This window comes from Caulobacter soli (assembly GCF_011045195.1).
In the GTDB taxonomy this organism is placed as follows: Bacteria; Pseudomonadota; Alphaproteobacteria; order Caulobacterales; family Caulobacteraceae; genus Caulobacter; species Caulobacter soli.
Genome location: NZ_CP049199.1, coordinates 1,925,663 through 1,951,994 on the forward strand (window position 1 = coordinate 1,925,663; position 26,332 = coordinate 1,951,994).

Below are 26,332 nucleotides of genomic sequence, written 5' to 3' on the forward strand. Positions count from 1 at the left end.
TCAAGCGTCGCCAAGCAGGAGCGGTTCGACCGCCGACGACGGTTCGCTCTCCACGGCGGCTCTGTGGCCATCCCTATGTAGGAACGAAGGCCGCGCTTTGTCAGGGGCGCGGCCCTGGCATTCGTCTACCCGGCCAGCGAGGCGATATAGGCGCGCCAGCCGCCCAGCGCGGTGATATCGGTCGCGCCGTTCAGGGCGCGTGGTTCGGCGACGAAACCCTTGACCGAGGTTCCGTCCTCCAGGGTCACCGTGCCGATGGCCAGAGGAGCGGGGACCTCGGCGGTGAAGCTGCCGAAGGCCTCGAAGTCCAGCTCGTAGACCTCGACCAGGATCGAGCTTCCGCCGTCTCCCACGTGGATCAGGGCGGGCTTGGGCGGGGTGGTCTCGGCCATGGCGTAGAGCTTGTAGGCCGGGGCGGTCCTGGTCGCGCTGACAAGCCGGGCCTCGCGCGAGGTCAGCTGCCAGTGCAGCGGCATGCCGGCCAGGTGAGCGCCCACCACGGCCAGTTTCACGCCCGGCTTGCGCGGGGTCAGGTCGAGGGGCGGCGTGTCGGCCATGGGGAAGGTCTCCAGGTAGCGCTCGGCCAGGGCCAGCAGCGCGCGGTCGGCGAAGGCCGGTCCGATCAGGGTGACGCCGAAGCCGGTGCCGTTTTCACGGAAGCCGGCGGGAACGGCCACGGCGCTCATGTCGAGCAGGTTCACGAAGTTGGTGTAGAGGCCGAAGTTGGCGTTGAGCGCGATCGGCTCGGCCAGCATTTCCTTCAGGCGATAGATGGTCGGGGCCGTGGGCAGCAGCATCACGTCCACCGCGTCCCAGATCGCCTCGGCGGACCGCTTGTAGGCTTCAAGGGCGTAGAGGCCCTTGAAGGTCTCGACGGCGGTGACGGCGAGGCCCCCCTGGACGATGTTGCGCACCGTGGGGTGGATGACGCCAGGCGTGTCGCGCAGCAGATGCTCGACGGCGGCCGTGCGTTCGGCCACCCAGGGGCCGCTGTAGAGCAGCTTGGCGCAGTCCAGCAGCGGGGCGATGTCGATCTCGACGGGCGCTCCGCCGGCGGTGGTCAGGCGGTCGATGGCGGCGGCGTAGAGGGCGGCCGATTGCTCGTCGCCCATGAACAGGCGCTGGTCGGGCTTGGGGACGCCGAAGGTGAAGGCGCTTTCAGGGGCGGCGGGCGGCGAGGCCGGCGCGCGACGCGAATAGTCGTCTTCAGCGTCGAACGCCGTCAGCACCTCGTCGACCCGCGCCGCGCCGGCCAGGTCGGCGGCGAACACGCTGATGCAGTCCAGCGACCGGCAGGCGGGGACCAGGCCGCGCGTGCTCCATCGTCCCTTGGACGGCTTCAGGCCGATCAGGTGGTTGAACGCGGCGGGCACCCGGCCCGAACCGGCGGTGTCGGTGCCCAGCGAGAACGCCACCAGCCCCGCCGCGACGGCCACGGCCGATCCGGAACTGGAGCCGCCGCTGACATAGGCGTGGTCGAACACGCACAGGGGCGCGCCATAAGGACTGCGGACTCCGACCAGACCGGTGGCGAACTGGTCGAGGTTGGTCTTGCCGATCAGCACCGCCCCAGCCTCGACTAGCCGCTCGACCACGGTGGCCGAGCGCTCCGGCGTGTAGGCGAAGGCGGGGCAGGCGGCGCTGGTGGGCCAGCCGGCGATGTCGATATTGTCCTTCACCGCGAACGGCGCGCCGGCCAGGGGCAGGGTCTCACCGGCCGCGATCCGGGCGTCAACGGCGCGAGCCTGAGCCAGCACGGCCTCGGCGGGCAGGCGCAGAATCCACGCCTGGGGCTGGATCAGGTCATAGGCGGCGACCGCGTCGAGCGCCGCCTGGGCGACCTCGACGGCGCTGGCGCCGCCGTTCACGGCCTCGGCGATGGTCGTGACCGAAAGGCGTTCAAAGTCGCTCATGCGGCGGCCTCCAGATCAGGCGCGATGGCCACGATCGGCGCGCCGGCGGCGATGGCCTGGGCCGGCTGGGCGTAGACGGCCGTGACAATCCCGGCCGTCGGGCTGTTGACGTCGCACTCGGCCTTCATGGCCTCGATCACGGCGATCACCGCGCCGGCCTCGACCCGCTGGCCGGGCTCGACCAGCACCTTCCAGACATTGCCGCCCAGCGGGGCTTCGACCAGATCGCTGCCGTCGGGAACGGTGATGGCCACCGCGTCGCCGTCGTCGTCGGTCACGCTGGACAGGGCCTCGACCCGGGCGAACTCGCCCTTGGCCTCCCAGTCGGCCCGCTCGGTGTCGAAGGCGGCCTGGCGCGTGGCCTGGAAAGCCTCAATGCTTTCAGCGTTGTCGGCCAGCATCTTGCGGTAGTCGGAGAGGCGGAAGGTCTCGTCCTCGATGCGGATCTGACGGCGGCCCAGCGGGAAGTCGCGCCGCCACTCGACCAACTCCTCGGCGCTGACCGGGAAGAAGCGGATCTGGTCGAAGAACCGCAGCAGCCAGGGCTTGCCGTCGACGAAGGCGTCGGTCTGGCGCCAGGTGTTCCACACCTGGATGGTGCGCCCGAACAGCTGATAGCCGCCCGGACCCTCCATGCCGTAGATGCACATATAGGCGCCGCCGATGCCGACCACGTTGGGCGGGGTCCAGGTGCGGGCGGGATTGTACTTGGTGGTCACCAGGCGGTGACGCGGATCGACCGGGGTGGCGACCGGCGCGCCCAGATAGACGTCGCCCAGGCCCATCACCAGATAGCGGGCGTCGAAGACGATCTTCTGCACCTCATCGATGCTGGCCAAGCCGTTGACCCGGCGGATGAATTCGATGTTGTCCGGGCACCAGGGCGCGTCGTCGCGCACGGCCTGCATGTACTTGTCGATGGTCTGGTAGATCGCGGGATCCTTCCAGCTCAGCGGCAGGTGGACCACCCGCGACGGAATCTCGAAGTCGTCCAGTCCGCCCAGCCGTTCCTCGGCCGTGGTCAGGGCGGCCAGCAGGTCGGCCTGGGTCAGGCGGCGGCTGTCATAGTGCACCTGCAGCGAGCGAATGCCGGGGGTCAGGTCGATGACGCCCGGCAGGGCCAGGCCCTGCAGGTCCAAGTATAGGGCGTGGATGCGCAGCCGCAGCTCCAGGTCCAGCACGATGGGGCCGTATTCGACGAGCAGGTGCTGGTCGCCCTGACGGCGATAGGTGACGTGCGGGCGGTGGCCGTCGGCGGGGAGTTCGGCCAGGACCGGGCCGTCGAGCGCTTCGGTCGTCGGCGCGGCGGCGCGCGGGGCGGATGGGGCGCGCAGCGTCGCGAGCAGGGCTTCCTGCTCGCCGAGGGCCAGGGCGGCCGCCGCGTCGTCGACGACCTCGAACCGCACCGTGTCGCCCGGCGCCAGCTGTCCGGCCTTCCACAGGTCGGCCTGGATGATCACGAACGGACACACGAACCCGCCCAGCGAAGGTCCGTCCGGTCCCAGGATGATCGGCATGTCGCCGGTGAAGTCGACGGCCCCGATGGCGTAGGCGTTGTCGTGGATGTTGGAGGGGTGCAGCCCGGCCTCGCCGCCGTCGCGCCGCGCCCATTCTGGCTTGGGCCCGACCAGCCGCACCCCGGTGCGGTTGGAGTTGTAGTGCGCCTTCCAGTCTGTGCCGCTGATCATCGCCACATCGGCCGGGGTGAAGAAATCAGGGGCGCCGTGCGGGCCGGGCAGGACGCGGATGGTCCAGGTTTTGGTGGTGGCGGGGCGGAGATCGAGGGGCAGCGGCGGGGACACGCGTATGCGTGTGTCCCCATGCGTGGCCAGTCTCAGCACGTCGCCGGCCGTCAGGTTACGTCCGGCATGGCCGCCGAAGCCGCCCAGGGTGAAGGTCGAGCGGCTGCCCAGATAGACCGGCACGTCCAGCCCGCCCTGGAACAGCAGATAGCCGCGAAGGCCCGCGCCGATGACGCGGCCGATCTTCAGCGTCTGGCCGGCGCCGACCGCGATCGGGGCGTAGGCCTCGACCGGGACGCCGTCGAGCTTGGCGTCGAAGGCCGCGCCGGTCAGGCAGACGACGGCGGGGCGGTTGAACTTGAGGGTCGGGCCGAGGGCGGTGATCTCCAGCCCCGCCGCGTCCTCGTCATTGCCCAGCAGGCGGTTGCCCAGCCGGAAGGCGAAGGCGTCCATCGGGCCGGACGGGGGCACGCCGACGTCCCAATAGCCCTGGCGGCCGGGCCAGTCCTGCACCGTGGTCGCTGGGCCGCCGCTGAGCACCTGGATGGTGTCGGGGTTCCAAGCGACGCCCTCCAGCGCCCGGGTCGAGACCTCGCCGGTGACGAAGGCCTCGGAGCGGACGACGGTGCGTAGCCAGTCGAGATTGGTCTCGATCCCAGCCAGGCGCGTATCGTCCAGCGCTGACTGCAAGGCCGCGACGGCGGCGGGGCGGTCTTCAGCCGTGACGATCAGCTTGGCCAGCAGCGGGTCGTAGAAGGCGCTGACCTCGGTCCCGTCCACTACCCAGCCATCGGCGCGGACGCCGGCAGGGAACGAAACCTGGGTGAGCACGCCGGAGCTGGGGCGGTAGTCCTGGGCCGGGTCCTCGGCATAGAGCCGCACCTGGATCGACGCGCCTTTCGGCTCGGGCGGCGCCACGTCGAGGAAGGCGAAGTCGCCGGCCGCGCCGCGCACCATCCATTCCACCAGGTCCACGCCCGTCACCTGCTCGGTGACGCCGTGCTCGACCTGCAGACGGGTGTTGACCTCCAGGAAGAAGAAGTCGTCGCGCTCGGCGTCGTAGAGGAACTCCACCGTGCCGGCCGAGCGGTACTCAGCCGCCGAGGCCAGGCGGACGGCGGCGTCCAGCAGGGCCGCGCGGGTGGCGGCGGGCAGGCCGGGGGCGGGGGTTTCCTCGACGACCTTCTGGTTGCGCCGCTGGAGCGAGCAGTCGCGTTCGCCCAGGGCCACGACCTTGCCGGCGCCGTCGCCGAACACCTGGACCTCGACGTGGCGGGCCTTGCGCACATAGCGCTCGAGGAAAACGCCGCCGTCGCTGAAATTGCCGGTCGCCAGGCGCTGGACGGCGGCGAAGGCCTCGCTGACCGCCTCGGCCGTCTCGCAGACCCGCATGCCGATGCCGCCGCCGCCGGCCGTGGCCTTCAGGATCACTGGGAAGCCGATGCGCTGCGCGGCCTCCAGCGCGGCCGCCGGATCGACCAGCAGGTCGGTGCCGGGCGCCAGCGGCACGCCGTGAGCCTGGGCAAGATCGCGGGCGGTGTGCTTGAGGCCGAAGGCGCGGATGTTGTCGGCGGTCGGGCCGACGAAGGCGATCCCCGCCGCGTCACAAGCTTCGGCGAAGCCCGCGTTTTCGCTGAGGAAACCGTAGCCCGGATGAATGGCCTGGGCGCCGGTCGCCTTGGCCGCCGCCAGGATCAGATCGCCGCGCAGATAGCTGTCGGCCGCCGGGGCCGGTCCGATCCGAACCGCCTCGTCGGCCAGGCTGACGTGCAGCGAGCCGGCGTCGGCGTCGCTGAATACCGCCACCGACTTCACGCCCATGGCCTTGAGCGTGCGGATGATCCGGCAGGCGATGGCGCCGCGGTTGGCGATCAGGACCTTGTCAAACATGCGGGAACCTACTCGGCGACGATCATGCGCACGGGCGTCGGGTTGAAGCCGTTGCAGGGGTTGTTGATCTGCGGGCAGTTGGAGACCACCACCACCACGTCCATCTCGGCCCGCAGGTCGACATAGAGGCCGGGGGCCGAGATGCCGTCGACGATGCCCAGGGCTCCGTCGGCTTCGACCGGCACGTTCATGAACCAGTTGACGTTGCTGACCATGTCGCGCTTGCCACGCCCTTGTTGGGCGTTGGCGACCAGGAAGTTCTCGACGCAGGCGTGCTGGGCCTTGGTGTGGTGGCCGTAGCGCAGGGTGTTGCTCTCGCAGGAGCAGGCCCCGCCAATGGTGTCGTGATAGGCCACGGCGGTCGCCGTCACCGTCATCATCGGCGCGCCCTCGTTGGACAGCAGCACCGAGCCCTCGCGCAGGAAGACGTTGCCCTGGGCGGCGATGGTGTCCTGAGCGCTGTAGCGTTCGGCGTCGTCGGCGGCGCTGTAGGCCAGGAAGTCGACGGCCTGATTGCCTTCCAGGTCGACGATCCGCAGGGTCTGGCCGGCCCTGACCGTGTGCATCCAGGGGGCGCGGGCGGGCACGACCTCGTCATGGACGACGGTTCCGAGGGGCGGGGCGGAAACGGTCATGGCGCTCACCGGCGGTAATAGTCTTCGACGTTCAGGAAGGCGCGCAGGCCTTCCGGCGTCGCGTTGCGGATCGGGTCGGCTTCGGGTGTGACCGGCCCGCGCCAGGCTGTGGCCCGCAGTGGCGTGACGGCATATTCCGCGCGCGGGTCCAGCACGTGCGGGCAGTTGGCCAGCACCACGATCAGGTCCATCTCGGCGCGCAGCGTGACGAACCGGCCGGGCGGGTAGGGGCCGACATCGATCACCGTCTCGCCGCCCTGGGCCACGCGCACCTCCTTGAAGAGGTTCAGGCAGGGATGGATGTCCTTGCGGCCCAGGCCGAACTTGGCCACGCCCAGCGAGAAGCGGTCGCGGGCGTTGGGGTGGGCGCCGTGGTTGAAGCCGTCGCCGTACTTGCGGGCGTTGCTGGCCTGGTTGGACGCGCCGCAGAAGGCGTCGTGGGTTCCGGCGGTGTCCTCGACCAGGCTGGCCAGCACGCGGCCCATGTCGGACAGCAGCAGGCGGCCCTGGCCCAGATAGCCGTTCCACTGGACCTTCAGGGTGTCGGCGATGTTCAACCGCTCGACCGGGCGTTCGGCGTTGAACAGCAGCAGGGAAGGGCTGGCGTCGCCGGCGAGATCCGTCAGACGCAGGCGGGTTCCGCGGGCGATCTGGCGACTGGCGTAGCCGCCCGGTGCGAGGGTCTCGTCCCAGACCACGTCGGCGGGGGCGACGCCTTGCGGCAGGTCGACGGCGTCGGTGGCCGGCACGGTCGGCATGGCCTGAGCGCGAGTTCCGGCCTGGGCGCGGGCGTGAGCCTGGGCGGCGTAGGGGTTGGCGGTGTCGCTCATCACGCAGCTCCGTCGTTTTCGCCATGGGCGTGCAGCGGCGGCAGCAGGGCGGTGGTGGTCACCAGCTTGATCTGCTGCACGCCGCGCACCTTGCGCAGGTCGTCGCACAGCTGCTGCAGGCGCTCGAACGGGCCCTGGACCAGGAGCACCTCCATGGCCTGGTCGTCTTCCAGGAAGACGTTCTGGGCCGAGATCACCTCTTTCACATAGCTGAGCTGGGTCTGGGCCAGGGCGTGGCGGACCCGGCCGCTTTCGGCGCGATAGATCAGGGTGATGGTGCCGGCGAGGACGGCTTCAGGCCGTTCGGCGCTGTGCTCGGCCAGTTCGTGGCGGATCAGCTCGGCGATCATCTGCGAGCGGCTGGGCAGGCCGCGTTCGGCGACCATGACATCCAGCTGCGCCATCAGTTCGGCCGGGAGGCTGATGCTGAGACGGGCGAGGGTTGAGGAGGACGTGTCCATGGAGGGCATCCGATCGCAAATATTACGAAGGATGCAATGTGTAATACTGTCGACGAGGCGGGTCGATGCGCGGCGCCTCGGTTTTGGGCGCTCGGCGACCGATCGTTACGCAGGCGGCGTGAAGGCATGGGGTAAACGAACTTCGGCGCGTCGACCGTCTCCGGTCGGCGCGCCGAGGTCAGACTCTACAGTCGGGTTCAGGCGACGGCGCGGTGTGCCTTCTGGGTGGTGAAGCGGTTGGCCGGCACGTCCAGGCCCAGGCTCCGGCGGAAGGTTTCGCCTTCGTAGTCCTGGCGGAAGATGCCTCGCTTCTGCAGCAGCGGCACGACCTCTTCGACCAGCAACTGGAACTGGCCGGGCAGGGATTGGCCGATGACGAAGCCGTCGGAGGCGCGGCTGTCCAGCCACAGTTCGAACTTGTCGGCGATCTGCTCGGGCGTGCCGACCAGGTCGCCGCGCGGGGTGGCGAAGCGCAGGGCCACTTGGCGCAGGGTCAGGTTCTCTTCCTCGACGGCCTTGGCGATCTTCAGGGTCGCCGACTGCGAGCTGTTGATCCCGCGGCTGAACACGTCGGGGAACCGGGCGTCGAGGTCATAGCCGGTGAAGTCGTGGTCGTTGAAGCCGCGTCCCAGCATGGCCAGGGCCGACTCGATCGACACCAGCTCGGCGCGCTCCTGCCAGCGGGCTTCGGCCTCGGCTTCGGTCGAGCCGATGATCGGCGCGGCGGCGGGCAGGATGAACAGGTCGTCCGGATCGCGGCCGAAGCCGGCGGCGCGGGCCTTGACGTCGGCGTAGTAGGCCTGGGCCTCCTCGATGCCGCCATGGCCGACGAAGATCGCGTCGGCGCGCTTGGCCGCCAGGTTGCGGCCGTCCTCCGAGGCCCCGGCCTGGAAGATCACCGGCTGGCCCTGGCGCGAGCGGGCGATGTTGAGCGGCCCCTTCACCGACAGGAATTCGCCCTTGTGGCCCAGGGCGTTCAGCTTGTCGGGATCGAAGAACACGCCGCTGGCCTTGTCGTGGACCAGGGCGTCGTCTTCCCAGCTGTCCCAGAGGCCCTGGACGACATCGAGATATTCCGCCGCCAGGCGATAGCGGGTGTCGTGCGCCAGGTGTTCGCCCTTGCCGAAGTTCTCGGCCGAGCCTTCCAGCCACGAGGTCACCACGTTCCAGCCGGCGCGGCCGCCGCTGATGTGGTCCAGCGAGGCGAACTGACGGGCGACGTTGAAGGGTTCGGAATAAGTCACGCTGAGCGTGGCCACCAGGCCGATGTGCTCGGTCACCGCCGCCAGGGCCGACAGGATGGTGATCGGCTCGAAGCGGTTCAGATAGTGCGGGCTGGACTTCTCGTTGATCGACAGGCTGTCGGCGATGAACAGGAAGTCGAACTTGCCTTGCTCGGCCAGCTCGGCTGAGCGGCGATAGTACTTGAAGTCGGTGCTGGCGCCGGGTTGGGCGTCCGGGTGACGCCAGTCGGTCCAGGTCCGACCCGCGCCTTCGATCATATGGCCGAGCTTCAACTGCCTGCGCTTCGCCATGACGGCCTCCGATAGGATGTTTCGGCGGCATGACTGTCATCGGGTGTGAGGTGTAACAATGGAGTTTGATCAATAGGTCTTATGAGTTCGCGACGATGTTTCGATGCGTTGAATATCACGGGTCGTGAAGCGCGGTATTTGAATTCAAGATATATAATTCTCTGAGATGGGTTGGAGGAATACTGCTTCGCGCCGCTTGTCGGGATTGCTCATGTTGCCGATCGTCGCGGCGTAGATCGCCGCGTGTCGACCCACCAGGCGAGGAGAGGCCCATGAGCGCCACCATCACCGGCATTCGCGAGACGACGGGACTGAAGACGACGCCGCTGAATCCCACCATCGGCTCGGAGGTCGAAGGACTGGACTTGCGACAACCGCTGGACCGATCCCAACGCGACGCGCTCAAGGCGCTGCTGCTGGAGCGCAAGGTCCTGTTCTTCCGCGATCAGGACATCACGCGCGATCAGCAGTTGGCCTTCGCCGCCAACTTCGGCGAGGTCTACGCCCATCCGGTTGGCGGGGTGGAGACCCATCGCGCGGTGCAGCCGATCTCGGCCCAGGCGCTGAAGGAATACGACATCCGCGAGAACCACTGGCATACCGACACCAGCTGGCGGATCAATCCGTCGTTCGGCGCGGTGCTGAAGGCGGTGCACATCCCCGAGGTGGGCGGCGACACCATCTGGGCCGACGGCGGCGCGATCTATCGCGGCCTGCCCGACGACCTGAAGGCGGCGGTCGAGGACCTCTACGTCATTCATGACTATCAGAGCGCCCTGGAGAAGTCGGGCGAGCGCTATCCGCTGGTGGCGCATCCGGCGATCCGCACCCATCCGGAGACCGGCGAGGACATCTTCTGGATCAATTTCAGCCTCAAGCCCCGGTTCGTCGACCGGTCGCCGGAGGAGAGCAGGGCGCTGCTGGCGCGGCTCTATGACGAGGTCAAGAAGCCGGAATACCACGCTCGCTTCCGCTGGCGGCCCAACTCGGTGGCCCTGTGGGACAACCGCGCGGGCCTGCATTACGCCGTGCGCGACTATGGCGACTTCCCGCGGGTGATGGAGCGGGTGCTGATCGGCTCCGACGACATCCCTTACCGCGAGCGGCGCAAGGCCTGACGACACGGCGCGCCGCGGGGGCGGCGCGCCTTTCCACCTTCACGACCAACAACACGACGCGGCGGCCACGGGTCCCGCGCGGGGGATCTTCTTTTGACGCTGTTTTCTTCGACTCGCGTTTTCGAGCGACCGCTGCCCTGGGCCTTCCGGACCAGCCTGTTGGCCTGCGCGTCCATCCTGACCGTCGCCGTTCTCGCCCCGCAAGCCAGGGCCGCTGATACGACCGCCGCCGCTTCCGCGCCTGCTGTCGACACCGCCGCTGATGTCGACGGCGCGACCGCCTTGGACGGCGTCATCGTCACCGGCGTGCGCGGCGTGCGCCGCACCGTGGCCGACAGCCCCGCGCCGGTGGACGTGATCTCGGCCGACCAGCTGACCGCCACCGGCAAGGTCGGCCTCAAGGAGGTGCTCAATACCCTGATCCCGTCGTTCAACCTGCCGGGCATCAATGGCGGAGGCACCTCGTGGACGGTGCGGGCCATCACCATGCGCGGCCTGAACGGCGACCAGGCCCTGTTCCTGGTCAACGGCAAGCGCCGCCACGGCACGGCCTTGATCAACAACCTGGCCCGGGTTGGACGCGGCGGGGCGCCGGTGGACCTGGACCTGATCCCGGCTAGCGCCATCGCCCGCATCGAGGTGCTGCGTGACGGCGCCTCGGCCCAGTACGGCTCGGACGCCATCGCCGGCGTCGTCAACATCATCCTCAAGCAGGACCAGAAGGGCGGCTCGTTCACCTATCAGGGTGGCCAGAACTATCTGGGCGACGGCGACACCCGCAGCGCCACGCTCGACTACGGCCTACCCCTGGGCCATCAGGGCGGCTTCGTTCAGCTGTCGCTGGACTGGAAGAACAACGAGGCGGCGTCGCGGGCGGTCCCGTCGAGCGCGCAGTACATCTTCCAGCCCACGGTCAGCACGGTCGGCGGCGTGACGACGGTGACGCCCGACCCGCGCGACGCCACGGCCGACCGTTACTATTGGGGCCAGGGCTATGGCCCCGGCGAGGAGGACATCCTGGCGGCGTCCTACAACGCCGAACTGCCCGTCAACGACCTGACGCTCTATTCGACCGGCACGCTCAGCCATCGCTCGTCGAAGAAGAACACCGGCAGCTTCCTGCCCAACCTGGCGCCGGTGGCCGGGGTCACGGCCGGCCGGCCCCAGAACCGCAACTCGCTGCCCGAGGTCTATCCCTACGGTTTCAACGCCCTGCGGCGGATCTTCGAGCTGGACTTCCAGACCACGCTGGGCGCGCGCGGCGCGCTCAAGGGCTGGGACTGGGACCTGTCGACCACCTTCGCTCAGGACCACGCCCAGCTCGACGGCGAGAACACCATCAACGCCACCCTGGGCCCGGACAGCCCGAACTATTTCCACCTGTCGACTCACCAGTTCCAGCAGTGGACCACCAACCTGGACTTCACGCGCGAGTTCGCCGGCGTGCTGCCTCGGCCGATCCAGGTGTCGTGGGGGCTGGAGCAGCGCTACGAGCACTTCAAGATCTATCCGGGCGACGAGGCGTCCTACATCGTCGGCGACTACGTGATCCCGGCCGGCCAGCCCTTCGCGGGCCTGCGACCCAATCCGGGCCTGGCGTCCTACGCCGGCACCGCGCCAGAGGACTCCGGCTCGACCAGCCGCAACGTCTATGCCGCCTATGTCGACGTCGGGACCAACCTGACCGAAAACTGGTACGTCGGCGTGGCCGGCCGGCATGAGCGTTACACCGGCGACGTCGGCGACACCACGAGCGGCAAGCTGACGACGCGCTGGGAGTTCCTACCTGGCTACGCGGTGCGCGCCACGGTCAGCAACGGCTTCCGCGCGCCGTCCCTGGCCCAGACGGTGTTCGCCAGCTCGACGATCAACGGCAATCTCTGCGCCGCCGCGCCCAACAACGTGTTCCGGGGCGTGCCCTGTGTTCCCGGCGAGTACCTGACCTTCCCGACCAAGGTGCTGCGCGCCGACTCCGCCGAGGCCCGGGCCCTGGGCGCCACGCCGCTGAAGCCCGAGACCTCGACCAACTACAGCGTCGGGATCACCGCCGAGCCGACCAGCCGCCTGCGGGTCACGCTGGACGCCTACCAGATCGACATCGACGACCGCATCGTCGACACCAGCAACCTGGACCTCAGCGCCGCCCAACTGGCCTCGCAGCCGGCGCTGTCACCGCTGCTGGCGCGGTTCCCGCAAGGCCTGGCGGCGACCTACTACACCAACGCCGTCTCGACCCGCACGACCGGCCTGGACCTGGTCGCCGAGTACGCTCTGGATCTCGGCGACTTCGGGCGCCTGAACCTCAACGCGGCCTACGCCTTCAACAAGACCAAGATCCGCGACCAGATCGCGACGCCGGCCGTGCTCAAGGCGGTGAACCCCAACCTGGTGCTGTTCGATCGCCAGAAGATCGCCGACCTGACCGTCGGCACGCCGCGCAAGAAGACCATCCTGGGCGCGACCTGGACCCGCGATACAGTCAACGCCAGCCTGCGAACCACGCGCTACGGCAAGTACACCGAGGCCGGGACCTCGGCGAACCTGGACCGGACCTTCAGCGCCAAGTGGGTGACCGACCTCGACATCGCCTGGGATGTGCGGGCGAACACGACGGTCGCCGTCGGGGCCAACAACCTGTTCGACCAGCACCCCGACAAGATCGGCATCGTCAACGCTGACACCGGCCTGAACCAGTTCGGGATCTTCTCACCCTTCGGCATCACCGGCGGCTACTGGTACGGCCGCGTCACTCAGCGCTTCTGAGGAAGACGTCATGCACAGACGCAGCCTTATCGCCGTCCTGACCGCCGCCGCCCTGCTGGCCGGGTGCGGAGCCTCCGCGGGCAAGGATGACCAGACCGTCCTCAAGGTCGGCAGCCAGAGGGGGAGCACCAAGGCGATCCTGATCGCCTCGGGGGCTCTCGAGGGCACCCCCTATAAGATCGAATGGAGCGAGTTCGCCGCCGCCCAGCCGCTGCTCGAGGCGGTCAGCGCCCAGGCGGTGGACCTGGGCGAAGCCGGCGACGCGCCGTTCCTGTTCGCCTATGCCGGCGGCGCGAAGATCAAGGCGGTGCAGGCCGGCAAGAGCGGTGGATCTTCCACAGCACTGCTGGTGCGCAAGGGCTCGCCGATCCACGGCCTGGCCGATCTGCGCGGCAAGAAGATCGCCACCGGGCGCGGTTCGATCGGCCACTTCCTGCTGCTGAAGCTGCTGGAGGAGGCGCGCCTGAAGCCGACCGACGTCCAGATCGTGTTCCTGAGCCCCGGCGACGCCAAGGCGGCCTTCACCAGCGGCGCGATCGACGCGTGGGTGACCTGGGGATCGTACGTCGCCCTGGCCCGACTGCACGACGACGCCACGGTCCTGGCCGACGGCGACGGGCGGCTCAGCGGCTACGGCTTCGAGGCGGCCAGCGAGGCGGCGATCGCCGGCAAGCGGCCGCAGGTCGAGGATTTCCTGCGCCGGCTGGCCAAGGCCCGGCGCTGGGCGGGCGAGCACCCCGAGGCGTTCGCGGCGGCCCTGTCGAAGGAGACGGGCCTGCAGCCCGACGTGGCGCTCTACACCGTCCAGCACTACCGTATCGCGCCGGCCGAAATCGACGACAAGGCCGTGGCCGAGGCGACGGCCGTGCTCGACCGGTTCCGGACCGCGGGGGCCGTGACCTCGAGCCGTGACCCGGCCGGCGCCTTTGACCGGTCATTCAATGCCGCGGTCGCCCCATGAGCCAGGGGCCGACGCTAGCGCTCTCCACCGACGTGCTGGTGATCGGCGGCGGCTTGGCCGGAGCCTGGGCCGCCATCGCCGCCGCGCGCGACGGAGCCGACGTCGTCCTGGCCGACAAGGGGCGCTGCGGGACCAGCGGGGTCACCGCCACGGCCGGTCCTGGCCATTGGTGGATTCCGCCGGAAGGGCGCGAGAGCGCGGTGACCGACCGATTGAAGCGCTCGCTGGGCCTGGGCGATCCGGACTGGATGCGGCGGATCCTCGACCTGACCTGGACCAGCTTGCCGACCTTGGCGGACTATTATGACTTCTCGCGCGACGATCGGGGCGAGGTCTTCTATCGCGGCCTGCGCGGGCCCGAATACATGCGGGCGATGCGGGCCATGGCGGTGGACGCCGGCGTGCGCATCCTCGACCATCATCCGGCCCTGGAGCTGCTGCGCCATGGCGACGGATCGATCGCCGGCGCTTCGGGCGTCGCGTTGCGCGGCGAGCGGCCGTGGACGATCCGGGCCGGGGCGGTGGTGCTGGCCACCGGCGGCTGCGCCTTCGCCTCGCGCCTGCTGGGCTCGGCCACCAACACCGGCGACGGCCTGCTGATGGGTGTCGAGGCCGGGGCCGACCTGTCGGGCATGGAGTTCACCAACTACTACACCGCCGCCCTGGCCGGCACGAATATGGCCCGCTCGATGGCCTACAGTTTCGCGCGGTGGTTCGACGCCGACGACCGCGAGCTGGACATCCCGCCAGGACCGGACGTCACGCCGCACCTGGCCAAGGCCCTGATGGCCGGTCCGCTCTATTGCCGCCTGGACCGAGTGCCCGAGGACATCCGGGCCGTCATGCCCCAGGTGCAGCCCAACTTCGTTTTGCCGTTCGACCGCCGGGGGATCGACGCCTATCGCGATCGCTTCGAGGTCACCCTGCACGCCGAGGGCACGGTGCGTGGCATCGGCGGCCTACGGGTGGTCGACGAGGCCTGCCAGACCCAGGTCCCGGGTCTGTTCGCCGCCGGTGATGCCGCCAGTCGCGAGCGGGTCACCGGGGCGATCTCGGGCGGCGGGGCGGTCAACTCGTCCTGGGCGCTGTCGTCGGGCCAGTGGGCCGGGGCGGGCGCCGCACGGCTGGCGTTGGGGCAGGGGACCCGCGCCGAGGACCTGGCCGTGGCGACGGGTCGCGCGGGTCTGCGACCCGACCAGGCGGAGCGCGCCGTCGACCTGGGCGCGGCCGTCCAGACCGTGCGCGACGAACTCAACGCCTATGACCGCAACATCTTCCGACGTGGCCCGGTCCTGGCCGAGTCCCTCGTGCGGCTGGACGAGGTCTGGAGCGAGCTGTCCGCTCACGCGCGTGGCGAGGGCAGGGCTTCCCTGCGAACCCGCGAAGCCGCCGCCCTGGTCGCCGCCGGGCGCTGGAGCAAGGCCGCCGCCCTGGCGCGGCGCGAGAGCCGGGGGATGCACCGTCGCGAGGACGCGCCCGGTCTGGATCCCCGCTTTGCATCGCGTCAGCGCGTAGGCGGGCTGCAGCGTGTGTGGACCGCCTTCGAGCCTGTCGCCGTCCAGGCGGAGGTCGCCTGATGATCGAGGTCGTCATCGACGAGCTGTGCAGCGGCTGCGGCGACTGCGTGGACGCCTGTCCCAGCGACGTGCTGGCGGTGGGGCCGAACGGCAAGGCGACGATCGCCCGCCAGGCCGACTGCCAGACCTGCCTGCTGTGCGAACTCTATTGTCCGACCGACGCCCTGTTCGTCTGGCCCGATTGCGACAAATCCGTCGGGATCACCGCCGATCAGGCCCTGGCCTCGGGCCAGTTGGGCGCCTTCCGCCGCGACTCCGGCTGGGGCGAGCACGCCGGGACCTTCACCAACCAGCATTGGCGCATGGGCTCGATCTTCGAGCGCGCCCGGCTGGCCGCCATTGAACGTAGCCAAGCCCCCAAAGCCCCAACTTCTCAAGCCAAGGAGACGACATCATGAGCCAAGAAAGCCTCGCGACGCTGCTGGGCGAACTGCACGCCGAACGCGTCCGCACCTGGGATCCGGCCGCCCTGCAGGTCAATATCGACCAGCGCGCGACCCTGGTCGAGCAGGCCGATCCCGCCAAGTGGGTCAAGGCCGGCGACAAGGTCGAGCCCTTCACCCTGCTGGACGTCGAGGGCGGCGAACTGACCCTGAAGAGCCTGACCGCCAAGGGACCGGCGGTGCTGGTGTTCTTCCGCTTCGCCGGCTGTCCGGCCTGCAACATCGCCCTGCCGTACTATGAGCGAGCCTTGCAGCCGACGCTGAAGGCGCTGGGCGTGCCGCTGGTGGCCGTCAGTCCGCAGGTTCCCGAACGCCTGGGCGAGATCCGCACGCGCCACGATCTCAGCTTCAAGGTGGCGTCCGACAAGGACAACGCCTTGGGGCGGCGGTTCGGGATTCTATACACCGCCGACGAGGCCAGCCAGGCCGCCCAGCGCGCCAAGGGCGGCTTCATCGGCGAGACCACGGGGACCGGAACCTGGGAACTGCCGCAGCCCGCCGTGGTGCTGATCGGCCGCGACCAGGTGGTGAAGTTCGCCGACGTCAGCCCCGACTGGCTGGCCCGGACGGAAGCCGAGCCGGTGATCGCCGCCGTCAGGGCTCTGGCGGCCGTTCCCGTAAACTGACCGGTATCGGATGCGCGCCTGAAGCGCCGCCCGGGATCGACGCGATCTCGGGCGGCGTTCGCGCGTCCCAGCGGCGTCCGGGCGCGGGCAGGGCCTGCCGCCGTCCGAGGAAGAGTGTTCGACTAGTAGCCGATGACCTTGGGCGTCCCGCCGCCCGCCGCCAAGGTTTCGCCGTTGATCGCGCCGCTGAGGGGCGAGGCGAGAATGGCGACCAGCCAGGCGATCTCCGAGGCGTCCACGATGCGGCCGATGGTGTTGGAGGCGGCGATCCGGGCCTCGGCCTCCAGCGTGGTCTTCTCCGTACGCGTGCCGCCGGGGTGGATGACATTGGCGGTGACGCCGTGCGGGCCCAGCTCATCGGCCAGGTTCTTGGTCAGGGACGAGACCGCGCCGTTGCGGATCGAGGCGACGTAGTGGCCCGTGCCGCGCGCCGCGAGCCCGCCGATGTTGATAATCCGGCCCCAGCTGGCCTTCACCAAGTGAGGCGCGACGGCCTGGGCCGTGCGCAGATAGCCGGCGACCTTGACGTTGACGTCGTCCAGCAGGGCCGCCGTTGTGGCCTGGGCGATCGTGGCGGCGGGCGCGGCCCCGCCGGGCGTGGCGGCGTTGTTGACCAGGATGTCGACGCCGCCCAGCTCGCGCACGGCGGCTTCGACCAAAGCCTTGACCGAAGCGTCGTCGCCGGTGTCGACCGTGAGCGGCGCGATACGCCGGCCGGTGGCCTGGGCCAGCTCCCGGGCCGTGGCGGTCAGGGGGGCGAGGTTTCGCGCGGCGATCACCACGTCGACGCCTTCCCGGGCGAGCGCCAGGGCGATCGCCTTGCCGATGCCCCGGCTGGCGCCGGTGACGAGGGCGCGTTTGCCGGTCAGTTGCAGGTCCATGGCGAAATCTCCGTTCGGGAAACTGGGGCGAAGGAAAGAGGCGGCCCCCCTCATGCAAGGGACCGCCTCGGCGCCGACCTGGGAAAGGGGAGCCAACCCGGCCGACGCGTCTGAAGCCTCGGCTAGAAGCTGTAGGTCAGCCGGGCGTAGTAGTAGCCGCCGTTGATCCCGAAGGCGGAGAAGCTGGGATAGAGCGCCACCCCCGGATTGCCGGCGGCGATCGAGGCGGCCGTGCCGGCGGCGTTCAGCTTGTCGGGATAGACGTCGAACAGGTTGTTGGCGCCCCAGGCCGCGCGCAGGGACGGCGTGACCTTGTAGGCGAACTCCAGGTCGGTGATCAGGCTGGTCTTGATCTCGTCCTTGAAGAAACTTCCGTTGACGTTGGTGTAGCTCCAGGCCGGACCGTAGACGGTGTTGACCAGGTTCACCGTCCACTTGCCGCTGGAATAGAGGCTGGTCAGGTTGACCTTGTAGCGCGGCGCGGCGTGCTCGAGGTTGGCGATGGCGGTTTTGTCGAACAGCACCGAGCCGCCCAGGCCCGCCGGCGGCGCGGCGATGCGGGTGACGTCGGTCTTGTTGATGTTGGCGCCCAGCGTCCAGTCGATCTTGCCGTGCTCGCCCAGGTCGGTCCAGGTCGAGGCCAGGAACTCGATCCCGCGCGTGCGGGTGTCCAGGCCGTTGGTGAACAGGTTGATGCCGGTGGTGCCGACGCTGGGATCCAGGATGTTGCCGTTGGCGATGATGGCGTTGTTGATCGCCGCGTTGGCCACCGTGCCGCTGATCTTGCCGTAGAGCGCGCCGCTGCCGACGATCCGGTTGTCGATCTTGATCTGGTAGGCGTCCAGCGTCAGCGTCACGCGATAGATCGGTTCGGCGACGAGGCCGATGCTGAGGTTCTTGGACTTCTCCGGATCAAGCCCGTCCAGGCCCAGCAGGCGGGCGCCGGCCGAGTTGGGCGGAAGCTGCACGAAGGCGGTGGTGGGCGAGACGTTGGTGGCTGAATAGTTCAGCTCGGCCAGGGTCGGGGCGCGGAAGCCGGTGCTGGCCGTGCCGCGCAGGGCGAAGGCCGGCGTGAAGTCGTAGCGACCGGTCAGCTTGACGATGTCGGTCGATCCGAAGTCGCTGAAGTGCTCGTGACGGCCGGCCAGGTCCAGCTTCAGGTTGTCAACGGGCGAAGCGGCCAGGTCGATGTAGGCGGCCCAGCTGTCGCGGTCGTGCTTGCCCGCGTCGGTCAGCGCGAAGCCCGGATACGACTGCGAGCCGGACTTGTAGCGCGAGGCGGCGTCGCCGGCCTTGATCTCGTAGGTCTCGTCACGCTGCTCCAGGCCGAACGCCACGTTCAGCGGCGTGGCCCAGCCGACGGCGAATTCGCGGCTCAGATCCAGGTTGTTGGTCCACTGGGTCGAGATGAAGTCGCCGGCGTGGAACTGGGTCGGCGTGGCGCCGGTGTCGGCGAAGAGTTGCAGGTTGGCCGAGTTGCGCACTCGCACCTCGTGGTCGTCCTTGCCGTAGGTCGACGACAGGTCGAAGTTCCAGCCGCCCAGGGCCTGGCCTTTGACGCCGCCGGTCACGGCGTAGTCCTTCTCCAGGGTCTCCAGGCGCGGGCTGAAGCCGCCCGGATAGACGCTGGGAAGCCGGTTGGGCAGGCGATAGTTCTCGTAGGCGGTCGCCTTCTTCCGGCCGTAGGTGCCGAAGCTGTAGATCTCGACGTTTTCGCTGGGCTTGAGGCCCGCCGAGAACGACCCGACGTTCAGCTGGACGCGGGCGTCGCCGGCGATTTGGTTCACATAGGGATAGTCCTGGATAATCGTCGGCCAGGTCGGGTTGGCGGCGACGACCGAGCCGCTGATGATCCGCGCGTCGGGCGCGCCCCGGAAGCTGAAGTCGTGGAAACGGTTTTCGAAGGTCAGGTTGATGAAGCTGTTGTCGCTGGGCGCGAAGCCGACATTGGCCGACAGGCTGGAGGTCTCGCCGTCGCGCTCGTAATAGGCGCCGCCCGTGCCGGACAGCTCGCCGCCGTGGTCGTCGCTCTTGAGGATGATGTTGATGACCCCGGCGATGGCGTCGGTGCCGTATTGGGCGGCCGCGCCGTCAGTCAGCACCTCGATGCGCGAGATGCCCGCCACCGGGATGAAGTTGAGGTCGGCCGCCGCCGAGCCCTGATAGGCGCCGGCCAGCACCGCCAGGTTGGCCGTGGTGTGCCGCCGCTTGCCGTTGACCAGCACCAGGGTCTGGTTGGCGCTGGTGCCGCGCAGCCGGGCCGACAGGGTCAGGTTGGCCGCGTCGCCGCCGAAGGCCTGGGCCGTGAAGGACGGGGCCAGGTTGCTGAGCGCCAGGCGCAGGTCCGACTGGCCGGTGCGGGTCAGGGCCCCGCTGTCGACCACCTGGACAGGGGCGGCGCTGTCGACGGCGCGCACGCCGGTCTGGCGCGTGCCGGTGACGATCACCGCGTCGATCGTGGTGGCGTCGGCGGCGGGCTCGCCCGGTTCGGCGGCGAAGGCGGGCGCGGCGTACAGCGCCGCGCCGAGAGCAAGCGTCAAGGCGAGCGTCGAGGCGCTCCCGTACTGGGTGGTCTTCATCTTATCCCCCGAGGATTGTCTTGTTGGTTTGAGACGCGCGATCGGCCATGGGAGCGGCCCCGTCGCGCACGGATCAGTGGGCGCGCGCGGCGATGACCTCGATCTCGACCAGGGCGCCGGGGGCGACCAGGCCGGCGACCTTGACGGTGCTGCGGGCAGGCTTGTTGGGCTGATCGCTCGTGCCGAAGCGCTGCGACCAGGCGGCGTTGAGGCCGGTGAAGTCGATCTCGCCGCCCTTGGCCGGATCGCCGACCAGAAAGACCGTGGCCTTGACCACGTCCGCCAGGCTCAGGTTCTCGGCCTTCAGGGTCGCTTCCAGCTTGTCCAGCACCGAGCGGGTCTGGGTTTCGGTCGTGCCGGGCGCGGCCTTGTCGGCGATGGTCGGCAGGGCGCCGCTGAGGAACACCAGGGTCGAGCCGGGCGGCGCGGTGACGGCCGGCGAGATGGCGATGGGGCTGGCCGAGGGCGCGCGCTTGATCTCGGCGGCGTTGGCGGCGGCGTGGCCGCCCAGGAGGCCGAGGCTGGAAACCAGGGCGGCGGCGAGCGTGGTGCGGCGGGTCATTCGAATCTCCGATCAGTGAGGGGTGACGAGGCGGTCGGCGCGGACGCGGTCGGCGATCAGGCCGACGGTGCGGCGGGCGGCGGCGACGCCGCCCTCCTGCCAGCTGGGCAGCTGACTCAGATGCGCGCCGCTGAGGAAGACGCGGCCCTGGGGCTGGTCCAGCAGGCGATAGGCGGCCGGGTCGTTGCCGTCGGCCTCCCAGTGGATCCAGGGGCCAAGATTGAAGGCCTGGCGGTTCCAGTCGATGACCAGCGGCGCGGCCAGGTCCTGGCCGTGGCCGGGGTGCAGCTTGTCGACTGCGGCCCGCGTCAGGGCGATCTGCTGGTCGAAGCTTCGCGCCTGGAAGGTCTTGGCCGCCGCGCCCACGGTATAGGCCCCGACCAGCAGGCCGCGCGGCGTGTGGAAGCCGGTGCTGGGGTACCAGACCAGGGTGGTCTCGCCGCCGACGAACGACAGACCGCCATAGATCTGCTGCGCTTCCCAGAAGCGCGGCGCGTCGAACGCCACCTTGCTGGCGTGGTCGTAGACGGCGCCGGCCACGGCGGCCTTCACCGGCGCGGGCAGGTCGCTTTGGATCTTGGCCAGGACCGGCAGCGGAACGGTGACGACCAGATAGTCGGCGCCGAGGCGACGCGCGGCGCCGGTCCGGCGGTCACGGATCGCGACCTCGGCGGCCTTGTCGTTCTGGCGCAGGGCGGTGACCTCGGCGCCCAGGATCAACGGTCCCTTGAGCGCCCTGGCCAGGGCCTTGGGGATGGCGTCCATGCCGCCGGTGGGCTCCAGCATGGTGGCCTGCATGAGGATGTTGTCCTCGAACAGGGCATAGGGCAGGGCCTCGTCGGCCAGCAGGTCGCGCAGCGGCAGGGGCGGACGGGTCACGCCCTTCTGGTCGGCGGCGCCGGGCGCGGTGACGTAGCCCGAGCGCTCCGAGCCCTTGTAGGCGCCGCTGGCGTCCAGATCGCCGTAGGTTTTCAGGAAGCCCAGCAGGGCCTGGCGGTCATCAGCGGTCAGCGCCTGGTCCAGCGCCCCGCCGCGCGTCGCCTTGGCCAGCAGTTCCGAGAGGCCGCCGCGCAGGTCGTTGACCGCCTGGCGCTGCTGGATCGGTTTGCCGCCGAACGCCTTGTCCGACTGCAGCAGGCTGGAGCGGCTGGAATTGACCTCGACCTCCAGCGGCACGCCCAGGGCCTTGGCGTAGGACAGCACGCCCTGGTGATGGCTGGGCAGACGTGCCGGGCCAGCGTTGAAGTAGAGGCCTGGAGAGAAGCCAGCGGTCTGGGTCGGCCCGTCCAGGGTCTCGACCTTGTCGCCGCCGCGGAGGGTCCAGTTGCGCCCGCCCACCCGCTCTCGGGCCTCGACGACGGTGACCGAAAAGCCGGCGCGCTCCAGCTCGTAGGCGGCGACCAAGCCCGCGATCCCCGCACCCAGCACCAGCACCGAAGCGCCCTTGCCAAAGTCGCGGGGCAGGGGAGGGGCGTCCTGGGCGAAGGCGGTGGACGACAGGCCCAGGCCCTGAAGGGCCGCGTAACCGGCGGCGAAACCGCCTAGCGCGAAAGCGCGTGAGACAAAGGAACGACGCGTAGTGCTCAAGTGACTCTAACCCCCGAACGCGGCGCTCCCGAAAAGCGGCCGCCGCGCGCGGCGGCGGCCAAGTCGTATCGCGGGAAGTCGCCAGAAACTCGAAGGCCCGGATCGCTCAAGGCCTTGCGAGGCCTCATTGCTGCGGTGCGGCGGGGGTTATGGATATGTAGAAAATCTAAATACGAGGAGCCCGGAATCTGAGCATTTGCTTCAAAAATTCACAGCGATCCGCTTAGTGTTTGAACTGTAAGGTGGAATCCATCGTGGGATGTATTTGTCGATTGGCAAAAACTTGGAGATGAATATTTGAGATAGCGGATATCAGTGATATTTATATTGAAGGTGAGAATAGAGTATATTTGGAATTCTGAATCGTGTGGCGATGCGAAGGGCTTGAGCCCGGCTAATGCCGGGCCTTCGCTTCCACCGCCTTGAACACCCGCAGGTAGTTGCCGCCCCACAGCTTGTCGATGTCGACCTCGCTGTAGCCGCGCGCGACCAGTTCGGCGGTGACGCCGGCGGCCTCGCCCTCATTGGCCCAGCCGACCACGCCGCCACCGTGGTTGAAGTCCGACGACAGGCCGACGTGGTCGATCCCGATCCGCTTGACCGCGTAGTCGACCGAGTTGACCAGGTCCTTGACCGTCGCCTTGGGCAGCAGGGCGTTGATGGCGTGGCTGTAATCGGTGCGTTTTTCGGGCGGCAAGGTCTCGGTTCCGTCCGAGGTCTTGGCGTAGGCGGCCGGCAGTCCGAACTGGGCGCGGATCGGCGCGACCCTGGCGGCGAAGTCGGGGCCGGGCTTGACCAGGTAGGGGCCGAAGGCGACGACCTGGACGACCCCGCCATTGGCCTTGATCGCGTCGAGCTCGGCGTCCGACAGGTTGCGCGGCGCGTCGACCACGCCCTGCACGCCGGAGTGGCTGGCCACCACCGGCGCCCGGGTCAGGGCCAGGACCTGCCGCACGCCGTCGGGCGTCAGCTGAGAGACGTCGATGATCACGCCCAGGTCGTTCAGCTTGGCCACGGCCGCCTTGCCCAACGGCGACAGCCCACCCCATTCGACCTTTGCTCCGGCGGCGCTAGGTCGCGAGGAGTCGGCATAGGCGTTGTTGCCCGCGTGGACGAAGCCGAAGCTGCGCACGCCGGCGCGGTAATAGGCGTCGATCGGGTCGAGGCTCTCGCCGAACGGATAGGCGTTGAGGAAGCCGACGATGATCGCCCGCTTGCCGGCCTTGGCGGCGGCTTCGACGTCAGCGGCCGAGCGCGCCGGGACCGCGCGGTCGGGATAGCGCTGGGGAATGGCGATGATGGCGGCCAGCTTGGCGTCGGCGTCCTGGCGGGCCTTGGCGTAGCCCTCCGGCGTGCGGGGCCCCTGGGACACGAACACCGCCAGCACCGCGGCATCGACCTGGCCGCGCTCCAGCTTGGGCAGGTCGACCTGGCCGTCGCCGTCGACGCCGAAGTCGTGCGGTCCGACGCCGAGGTCCTGGGGCACGTCGGCATGGCTGTCCAGCACCAGGGCGCGGGCGTGGATGGCCGCGACGGGCTCGGCGGCGTGGGCCGAAACGACAGTCGACAGGGCGATGGCCGCGACGGCGGCGAGAAGGGCGGTTCGGGTCATGGAGGCCTGTCGCTTCAAAGACGCGGCCGGACGCCACGCGGGACGGCGACCTTAGGAAGCCCCGGCGAAGCTCCACAAATTGGGATAGTTGAACCCTGGCTTGAGCCGGGCTGCTGAGTGGCGGCGCGCACGAGTCGCCATCCAGAAATGCTGTGGCCGAGGTGGGTAAATTTGCGCCCACGCGTCCGGGCAAGTCGCCCGAGGCGGCCCTATCTCTGCGCCCACGAGATGGATCAACGCGCCCGACCGGGCGGCCGCCGGAGACCGCCATGGATGGCTCGACACTCGCCCGACCCGCTCAGGACGCCGCGACCCCGGCAGGCGAACCCGAGGCCCCGGCGGCCTGGATAGCGATCGGGGCCCTGGCCCTGGGCGTGTTCGCGCTGGTGACGTCGGAGTTCCTGCCGGCCAGCGTGCTGACACCCCTGGCGGCCGATCTGGGCGTCAGCGTCGGGGCGGCGGGCCAGGCGGTGACGGCCACCGCCGTGGTCGGGGCGATCGCCGCGCCCTTGACCCCGGTGCTGACCGGACGCCTCGACCGGCGGCTGGTGATGTGGGGCCTGATGGCGCTGCTCTGCGCCTCGAACCTGCTGACGGTGTTCGCGGTCAACCTGCCGATGTTGCTGGTCGCGCGGATCCTGCTGGGCGCCAGCCTCGGCGGCTTCTGGTCGATGGCGGCGGCGCTGGCCATGCGGCTGGTGCCGGCCAAGGCTCTGCCGAGGGCGATGTCGATCGTGTTCACGGGCGTGTCGGTGGCGACGGTCTCGGCCGCGCCGGTCGGCGCCTATGTCAGCAACACCCTGGGCTGGCGCGCGGCCTTCGTGATCTCCGGCGTGGTCGGCGGCGCGGCCCTTCTGGCCCAGGTCCTGACCTTGCCGAGGCTGGCGCCGACCGCGCCGCCGAAGCTTGGTGGCCTGCTGCAGGTGGCGCGGCGTCCCAGCGTCGCGGTGGCGCTGATCGGCGTGCTGCTGGTGATCTCGGGCCACTTCGCGGGCTTCACCTATGTCCGGCCCGTGCTGGAGCAGGTGACCCATCTGGGCGTCGGTGCGATCTCGCTGGTGCTGCTGGCCTTCGGCGTCGCCGGGTTCTTCGGCAATTTCGCCGGGGCCTTCCTGGCCGAGCGCGATCCGCGCCTGGCGGTGCTGGGCGGAGCCGGTCTGGTGGCCGTCTCGGCCCTGGCCATCGTGACCCTGGGCGTCGCGCCGGCGGTCGTCGCCGTGGCCATGACGGCGTGGGGCTTCGGCTTCGCCATGCTCCCGGTCGGCTTCCAGGCCTGGGCTACGTCGGAAGCCTCCGACCAGGCCGAGCTGGCGGGCGGACTCCTGACCTCCACCTTCCAGGTGGCGATCGCCATGGGCGCGGTGTTCGGCGGGGTGCTGGTGGACCACCTGGGCGCGGTCAGCGCCTCGGCCTACGCCGCCCTGACGGCGACCCTGGGCGTCGGCCTGGTCCTGGCCGTGCGTCGGGCGCGCCAGGCTACGAGCCAGCAGGCCGCGGACTTGAAGCCGTGCGAGGCCTGCTCCTAGAAGCCCAGCTCGGCCATCGTCACGACGCGCTTCTCGCGGGCGCTGGTCTCGGCGGCGACGCCGATGGCCACGGCCCGCAGGCCGTCGTCGGCGTTGACCAGCACCGGCCCGCCCTCGGTCACGGCGGCGAGGAAGGCCTCCAGCTGATAGAAGGTCGCGCCGTGGTGCGAGCCCGCCTCCAGCGCGGCCGGGTCGACCGGCACGTGGGTGCGCGTCACCTGCTTGGGATTGAGGAAGCCGACCCGGGGGCTGAACACCAAGTCGCCATCGGGGATCAGCACGTCCAGCCGCGCCTTGTCGCCCACCGCCGTGATTTCCTCCTGGTTATGCGCGCCGTCGGCGAACATGTTGAGGTCCAGGAACGCCCGCTGGCCGCCGGCGAAGTCGACGGTGGTGAAGCTGTTGTCGATGATGTCCGGCGTCTCGCCACCATAGCGCTCGTCCAGATGGTTCACGTCCATCGCGCCGGAGCAATACACCCGCACGGGTTCGTCCTGGATGATCAGCCGCATCAGGTCGAAGAAGTGGCAGCACTTCTCGACCATCGTCCCGCCAGTGTTGCGCGAGAACCGGTTCCAGTCGCCCACCTTGACCAGGAACGGGAAGCGGTGCTCGCGGATCGACAGGCTGACCAGCCGGCCGACATCGCCCTGATGGACGCCGGCGACGAAGGCGGCGACCGGCGGCATGAAGCGGTACTCCATGCCGGTCCAGAACACGCCCTTGTGGCGCTCGGCCTGGTCGGCGGCCCAGCGAGCGTCTTCCAGCGTCGTGCACAGCGGCTTTTCGCAGAGGATGTGCAGCCCGGCCGCAAACAGCGGTTCCAGAACGTCGCGGTGGGTGAAGTTGGGCGAGGCCACGATCACCGCGTCGACCTCGCCGCTGGCCGCCAAGGCCTGAGCCGTGTCGTAGGTCTTCACCGTCGCGGGATTGGTGGCTTCCGTCAGCGCGTGCTCCAGCGAACTGGCGACGGGATCGGCCAGGGCCGTCAGGCGGGCGTCCGGCAGCAGGTTCAGGTTGCGGATATGCTCGCGGCCCATCATGCCGGATCCGACGATCCCGAAGCGCACTGGTTTAGACATGACGGTCCT

Annotated in this window: 19 protein-coding genes; 7 read left to right on the top strand and 12 right to left on the bottom strand. The window is 69.5% G+C overall.

What is annotated here, in order from left to right; genetic code table 11:
* Positions 1–125: 125 nt before the first annotated feature.
* From atzF to G3M62_RS09315, 6 genes are all read right to left on the bottom strand, one after another.
* The gene (gene atzF, locus G3M62_RS09290) at positions 126–1,913 is read right to left on the bottom strand and encodes an allophanate hydrolase (protein ID WP_165186443.1); all 1,788 of its coding nucleotides are present in this window, start codon (positions 1,911–1,913) and stop codon (positions 126–128) included.
* Complete coding sequence (uca, locus tag G3M62_RS09295; protein WP_165186445.1) at positions 1,910–5,545, bottom strand: urea carboxylase; 3,636 nt, start codon at positions 5,543–5,545, stop codon at positions 1,910–1,912. The genes atzF and uca overlap by 4 nt, the downstream gene beginning before the upstream one ends.
* Positions 5,546–5,553: 8 nt before the next feature.
* The gene (locus G3M62_RS09300; protein WP_165186446.1) at positions 5,554–6,180 is read right to left on the bottom strand and encodes an urea amidolyase associated protein UAAP2; all 627 of its coding nucleotides are present in this window, start codon (positions 6,178–6,180) and stop codon (positions 5,554–5,556) included.
* Positions 6,181–6,185: 5 nt separating this feature from the next.
* The gene (locus G3M62_RS09305; protein WP_165186448.1) at positions 6,186–7,010 is read right to left on the bottom strand and encodes an urea amidolyase associated protein UAAP1; all 825 of its coding nucleotides are present in this window, start codon (positions 7,008–7,010) and stop codon (positions 6,186–6,188) included.
* On the bottom strand, positions 7,010–7,480 hold the full coding sequence (locus G3M62_RS09310; RefSeq protein WP_165186450.1) for a CopG family ribbon-helix-helix protein: 471 nt from the start codon (positions 7,478–7,480) through the stop codon (positions 7,010–7,012). Before G3M62_RS09310 ends, G3M62_RS09305 begins: the two co-directional genes overlap by 1 nt.
* 188 nt (positions 7,481–7,668) lie before the next feature.
* Positions 7,669–9,006 (bottom strand): LLM class flavin-dependent oxidoreductase, encoded by a 1,338-nt coding sequence (locus G3M62_RS09315; protein WP_165186452.1) that lies wholly within the window; start codon positions 9,004–9,006, stop codon positions 7,669–7,671.
* 272 nt (positions 9,007–9,278) lie between these two features.
* Between G3M62_RS09315 and G3M62_RS09320 the strand changes: the two genes are divergently transcribed.
* The 6 genes from G3M62_RS09320 (at position 9,279) to G3M62_RS09345 (ending at position 16,494) form a co-directional block, all read left to right on the top strand.
* Complete coding sequence (locus tag G3M62_RS09320) at positions 9,279–10,124, top strand: TauD/TfdA dioxygenase family protein (protein ID WP_165186454.1); 846 nt, start codon at positions 9,279–9,281, stop codon at positions 10,122–10,124.
* 159 nt (positions 10,125–10,283) lie between these two features.
* Entirely contained in the window at positions 10,284–12,887 is a 2,604-nt protein-coding gene (locus tag G3M62_RS09325) for a TonB-dependent receptor plug domain-containing protein (protein WP_246263542.1), read from the top strand.
* Between the two features lie 10 nt (positions 12,888–12,897).
* The gene (locus tag G3M62_RS09330) at positions 12,898–13,848 is read left to right on the top strand and encodes an ABC transporter substrate-binding protein (RefSeq protein WP_165186457.1); all 951 of its coding nucleotides are present in this window, start codon (positions 12,898–12,900) and stop codon (positions 13,846–13,848) included.
* Complete coding sequence (locus G3M62_RS09335; RefSeq protein ID WP_165186459.1) at positions 13,845–15,425, top strand: FAD-dependent oxidoreductase; 1,581 nt, start codon at positions 13,845–13,847, stop codon at positions 15,423–15,425. The genes G3M62_RS09330 and G3M62_RS09335 overlap by 4 nt, the downstream gene beginning before the upstream one ends.
* Positions 15,425–15,823 (top strand): 4Fe-4S dicluster domain-containing protein, encoded by a 399-nt coding sequence (locus tag G3M62_RS09340; RefSeq protein WP_165186461.1) that lies wholly within the window; start codon positions 15,425–15,427, stop codon positions 15,821–15,823. The genes G3M62_RS09335 and G3M62_RS09340 overlap by 1 nt, the downstream gene beginning before the upstream one ends.
* Complete coding sequence (locus tag G3M62_RS09345) at positions 15,820–16,494, top strand: peroxiredoxin-like family protein (RefSeq protein WP_165186462.1); 675 nt, start codon at positions 15,820–15,822, stop codon at positions 16,492–16,494. Before G3M62_RS09340 ends, G3M62_RS09345 begins: the two co-directional genes overlap by 4 nt.
* 122 nt (positions 16,495–16,616) lie before the next feature.
* Here the strand turns inward: G3M62_RS09345 and G3M62_RS09350 are convergent, their stop codons facing one another.
* The 5 genes from G3M62_RS09350 to G3M62_RS09370 form a co-directional block, all read right to left on the bottom strand.
* On the bottom strand, positions 16,617–17,375 hold the full coding sequence (locus G3M62_RS09350) for an SDR family NAD(P)-dependent oxidoreductase (RefSeq protein ID WP_165186464.1): 759 nt from the start codon (positions 17,373–17,375) through the stop codon (positions 16,617–16,619).
* A gap of 122 nt (positions 17,376–17,497) precedes the next feature.
* Positions 17,498–19,954 (bottom strand): TonB-dependent receptor plug domain-containing protein, encoded by a 2,457-nt coding sequence (locus G3M62_RS09355; protein WP_165186466.1) that lies wholly within the window; start codon positions 19,952–19,954, stop codon positions 17,498–17,500.
* A 73-nt stretch (positions 19,955–20,027) separates the two neighbouring features.
* Positions 20,028–20,516: a Rid family hydrolase gene (locus G3M62_RS09360; RefSeq protein ID WP_165186467.1), complete on the bottom strand. Its 489-nt coding sequence runs from the start codon at positions 20,514–20,516 to the stop codon at positions 20,028–20,030.
* A 12-nt stretch (positions 20,517–20,528) separates the two neighbouring features.
* Entirely contained in the window at positions 20,529–22,103 is a 1,575-nt protein-coding gene (locus G3M62_RS09365; protein WP_205691968.1) for a flavin monoamine oxidase family protein, read from the bottom strand.
* 394 nt (positions 22,104–22,497) lie between these two features.
* Entirely contained in the window at positions 22,498–23,715 is a 1,218-nt protein-coding gene (locus tag G3M62_RS09370; protein ID WP_165186469.1) for a dipeptidase, read from the bottom strand.
* A gap of 269 nt (positions 23,716–23,984) precedes the next feature.
* Between G3M62_RS09370 and G3M62_RS09375 the strand changes: the two genes are divergently transcribed.
* Complete coding sequence (locus tag G3M62_RS09375) at positions 23,985–25,241, top strand: MFS transporter (RefSeq protein ID WP_165186471.1); 1,257 nt, start codon at positions 23,985–23,987, stop codon at positions 25,239–25,241.
* Here the strand turns inward: G3M62_RS09375 and G3M62_RS09380 are convergent.
* Positions 25,238–26,323 (bottom strand): Gfo/Idh/MocA family protein, encoded by a 1,086-nt coding sequence (locus tag G3M62_RS09380; RefSeq protein ID WP_205691969.1) that lies wholly within the window; start codon positions 26,321–26,323, stop codon positions 25,238–25,240. The two genes, G3M62_RS09375 and G3M62_RS09380, sit on opposite strands and share 4 nt — an antisense overlap.
* Between the last annotated feature and the right edge of the window lie 9 nt (positions 26,324–26,332).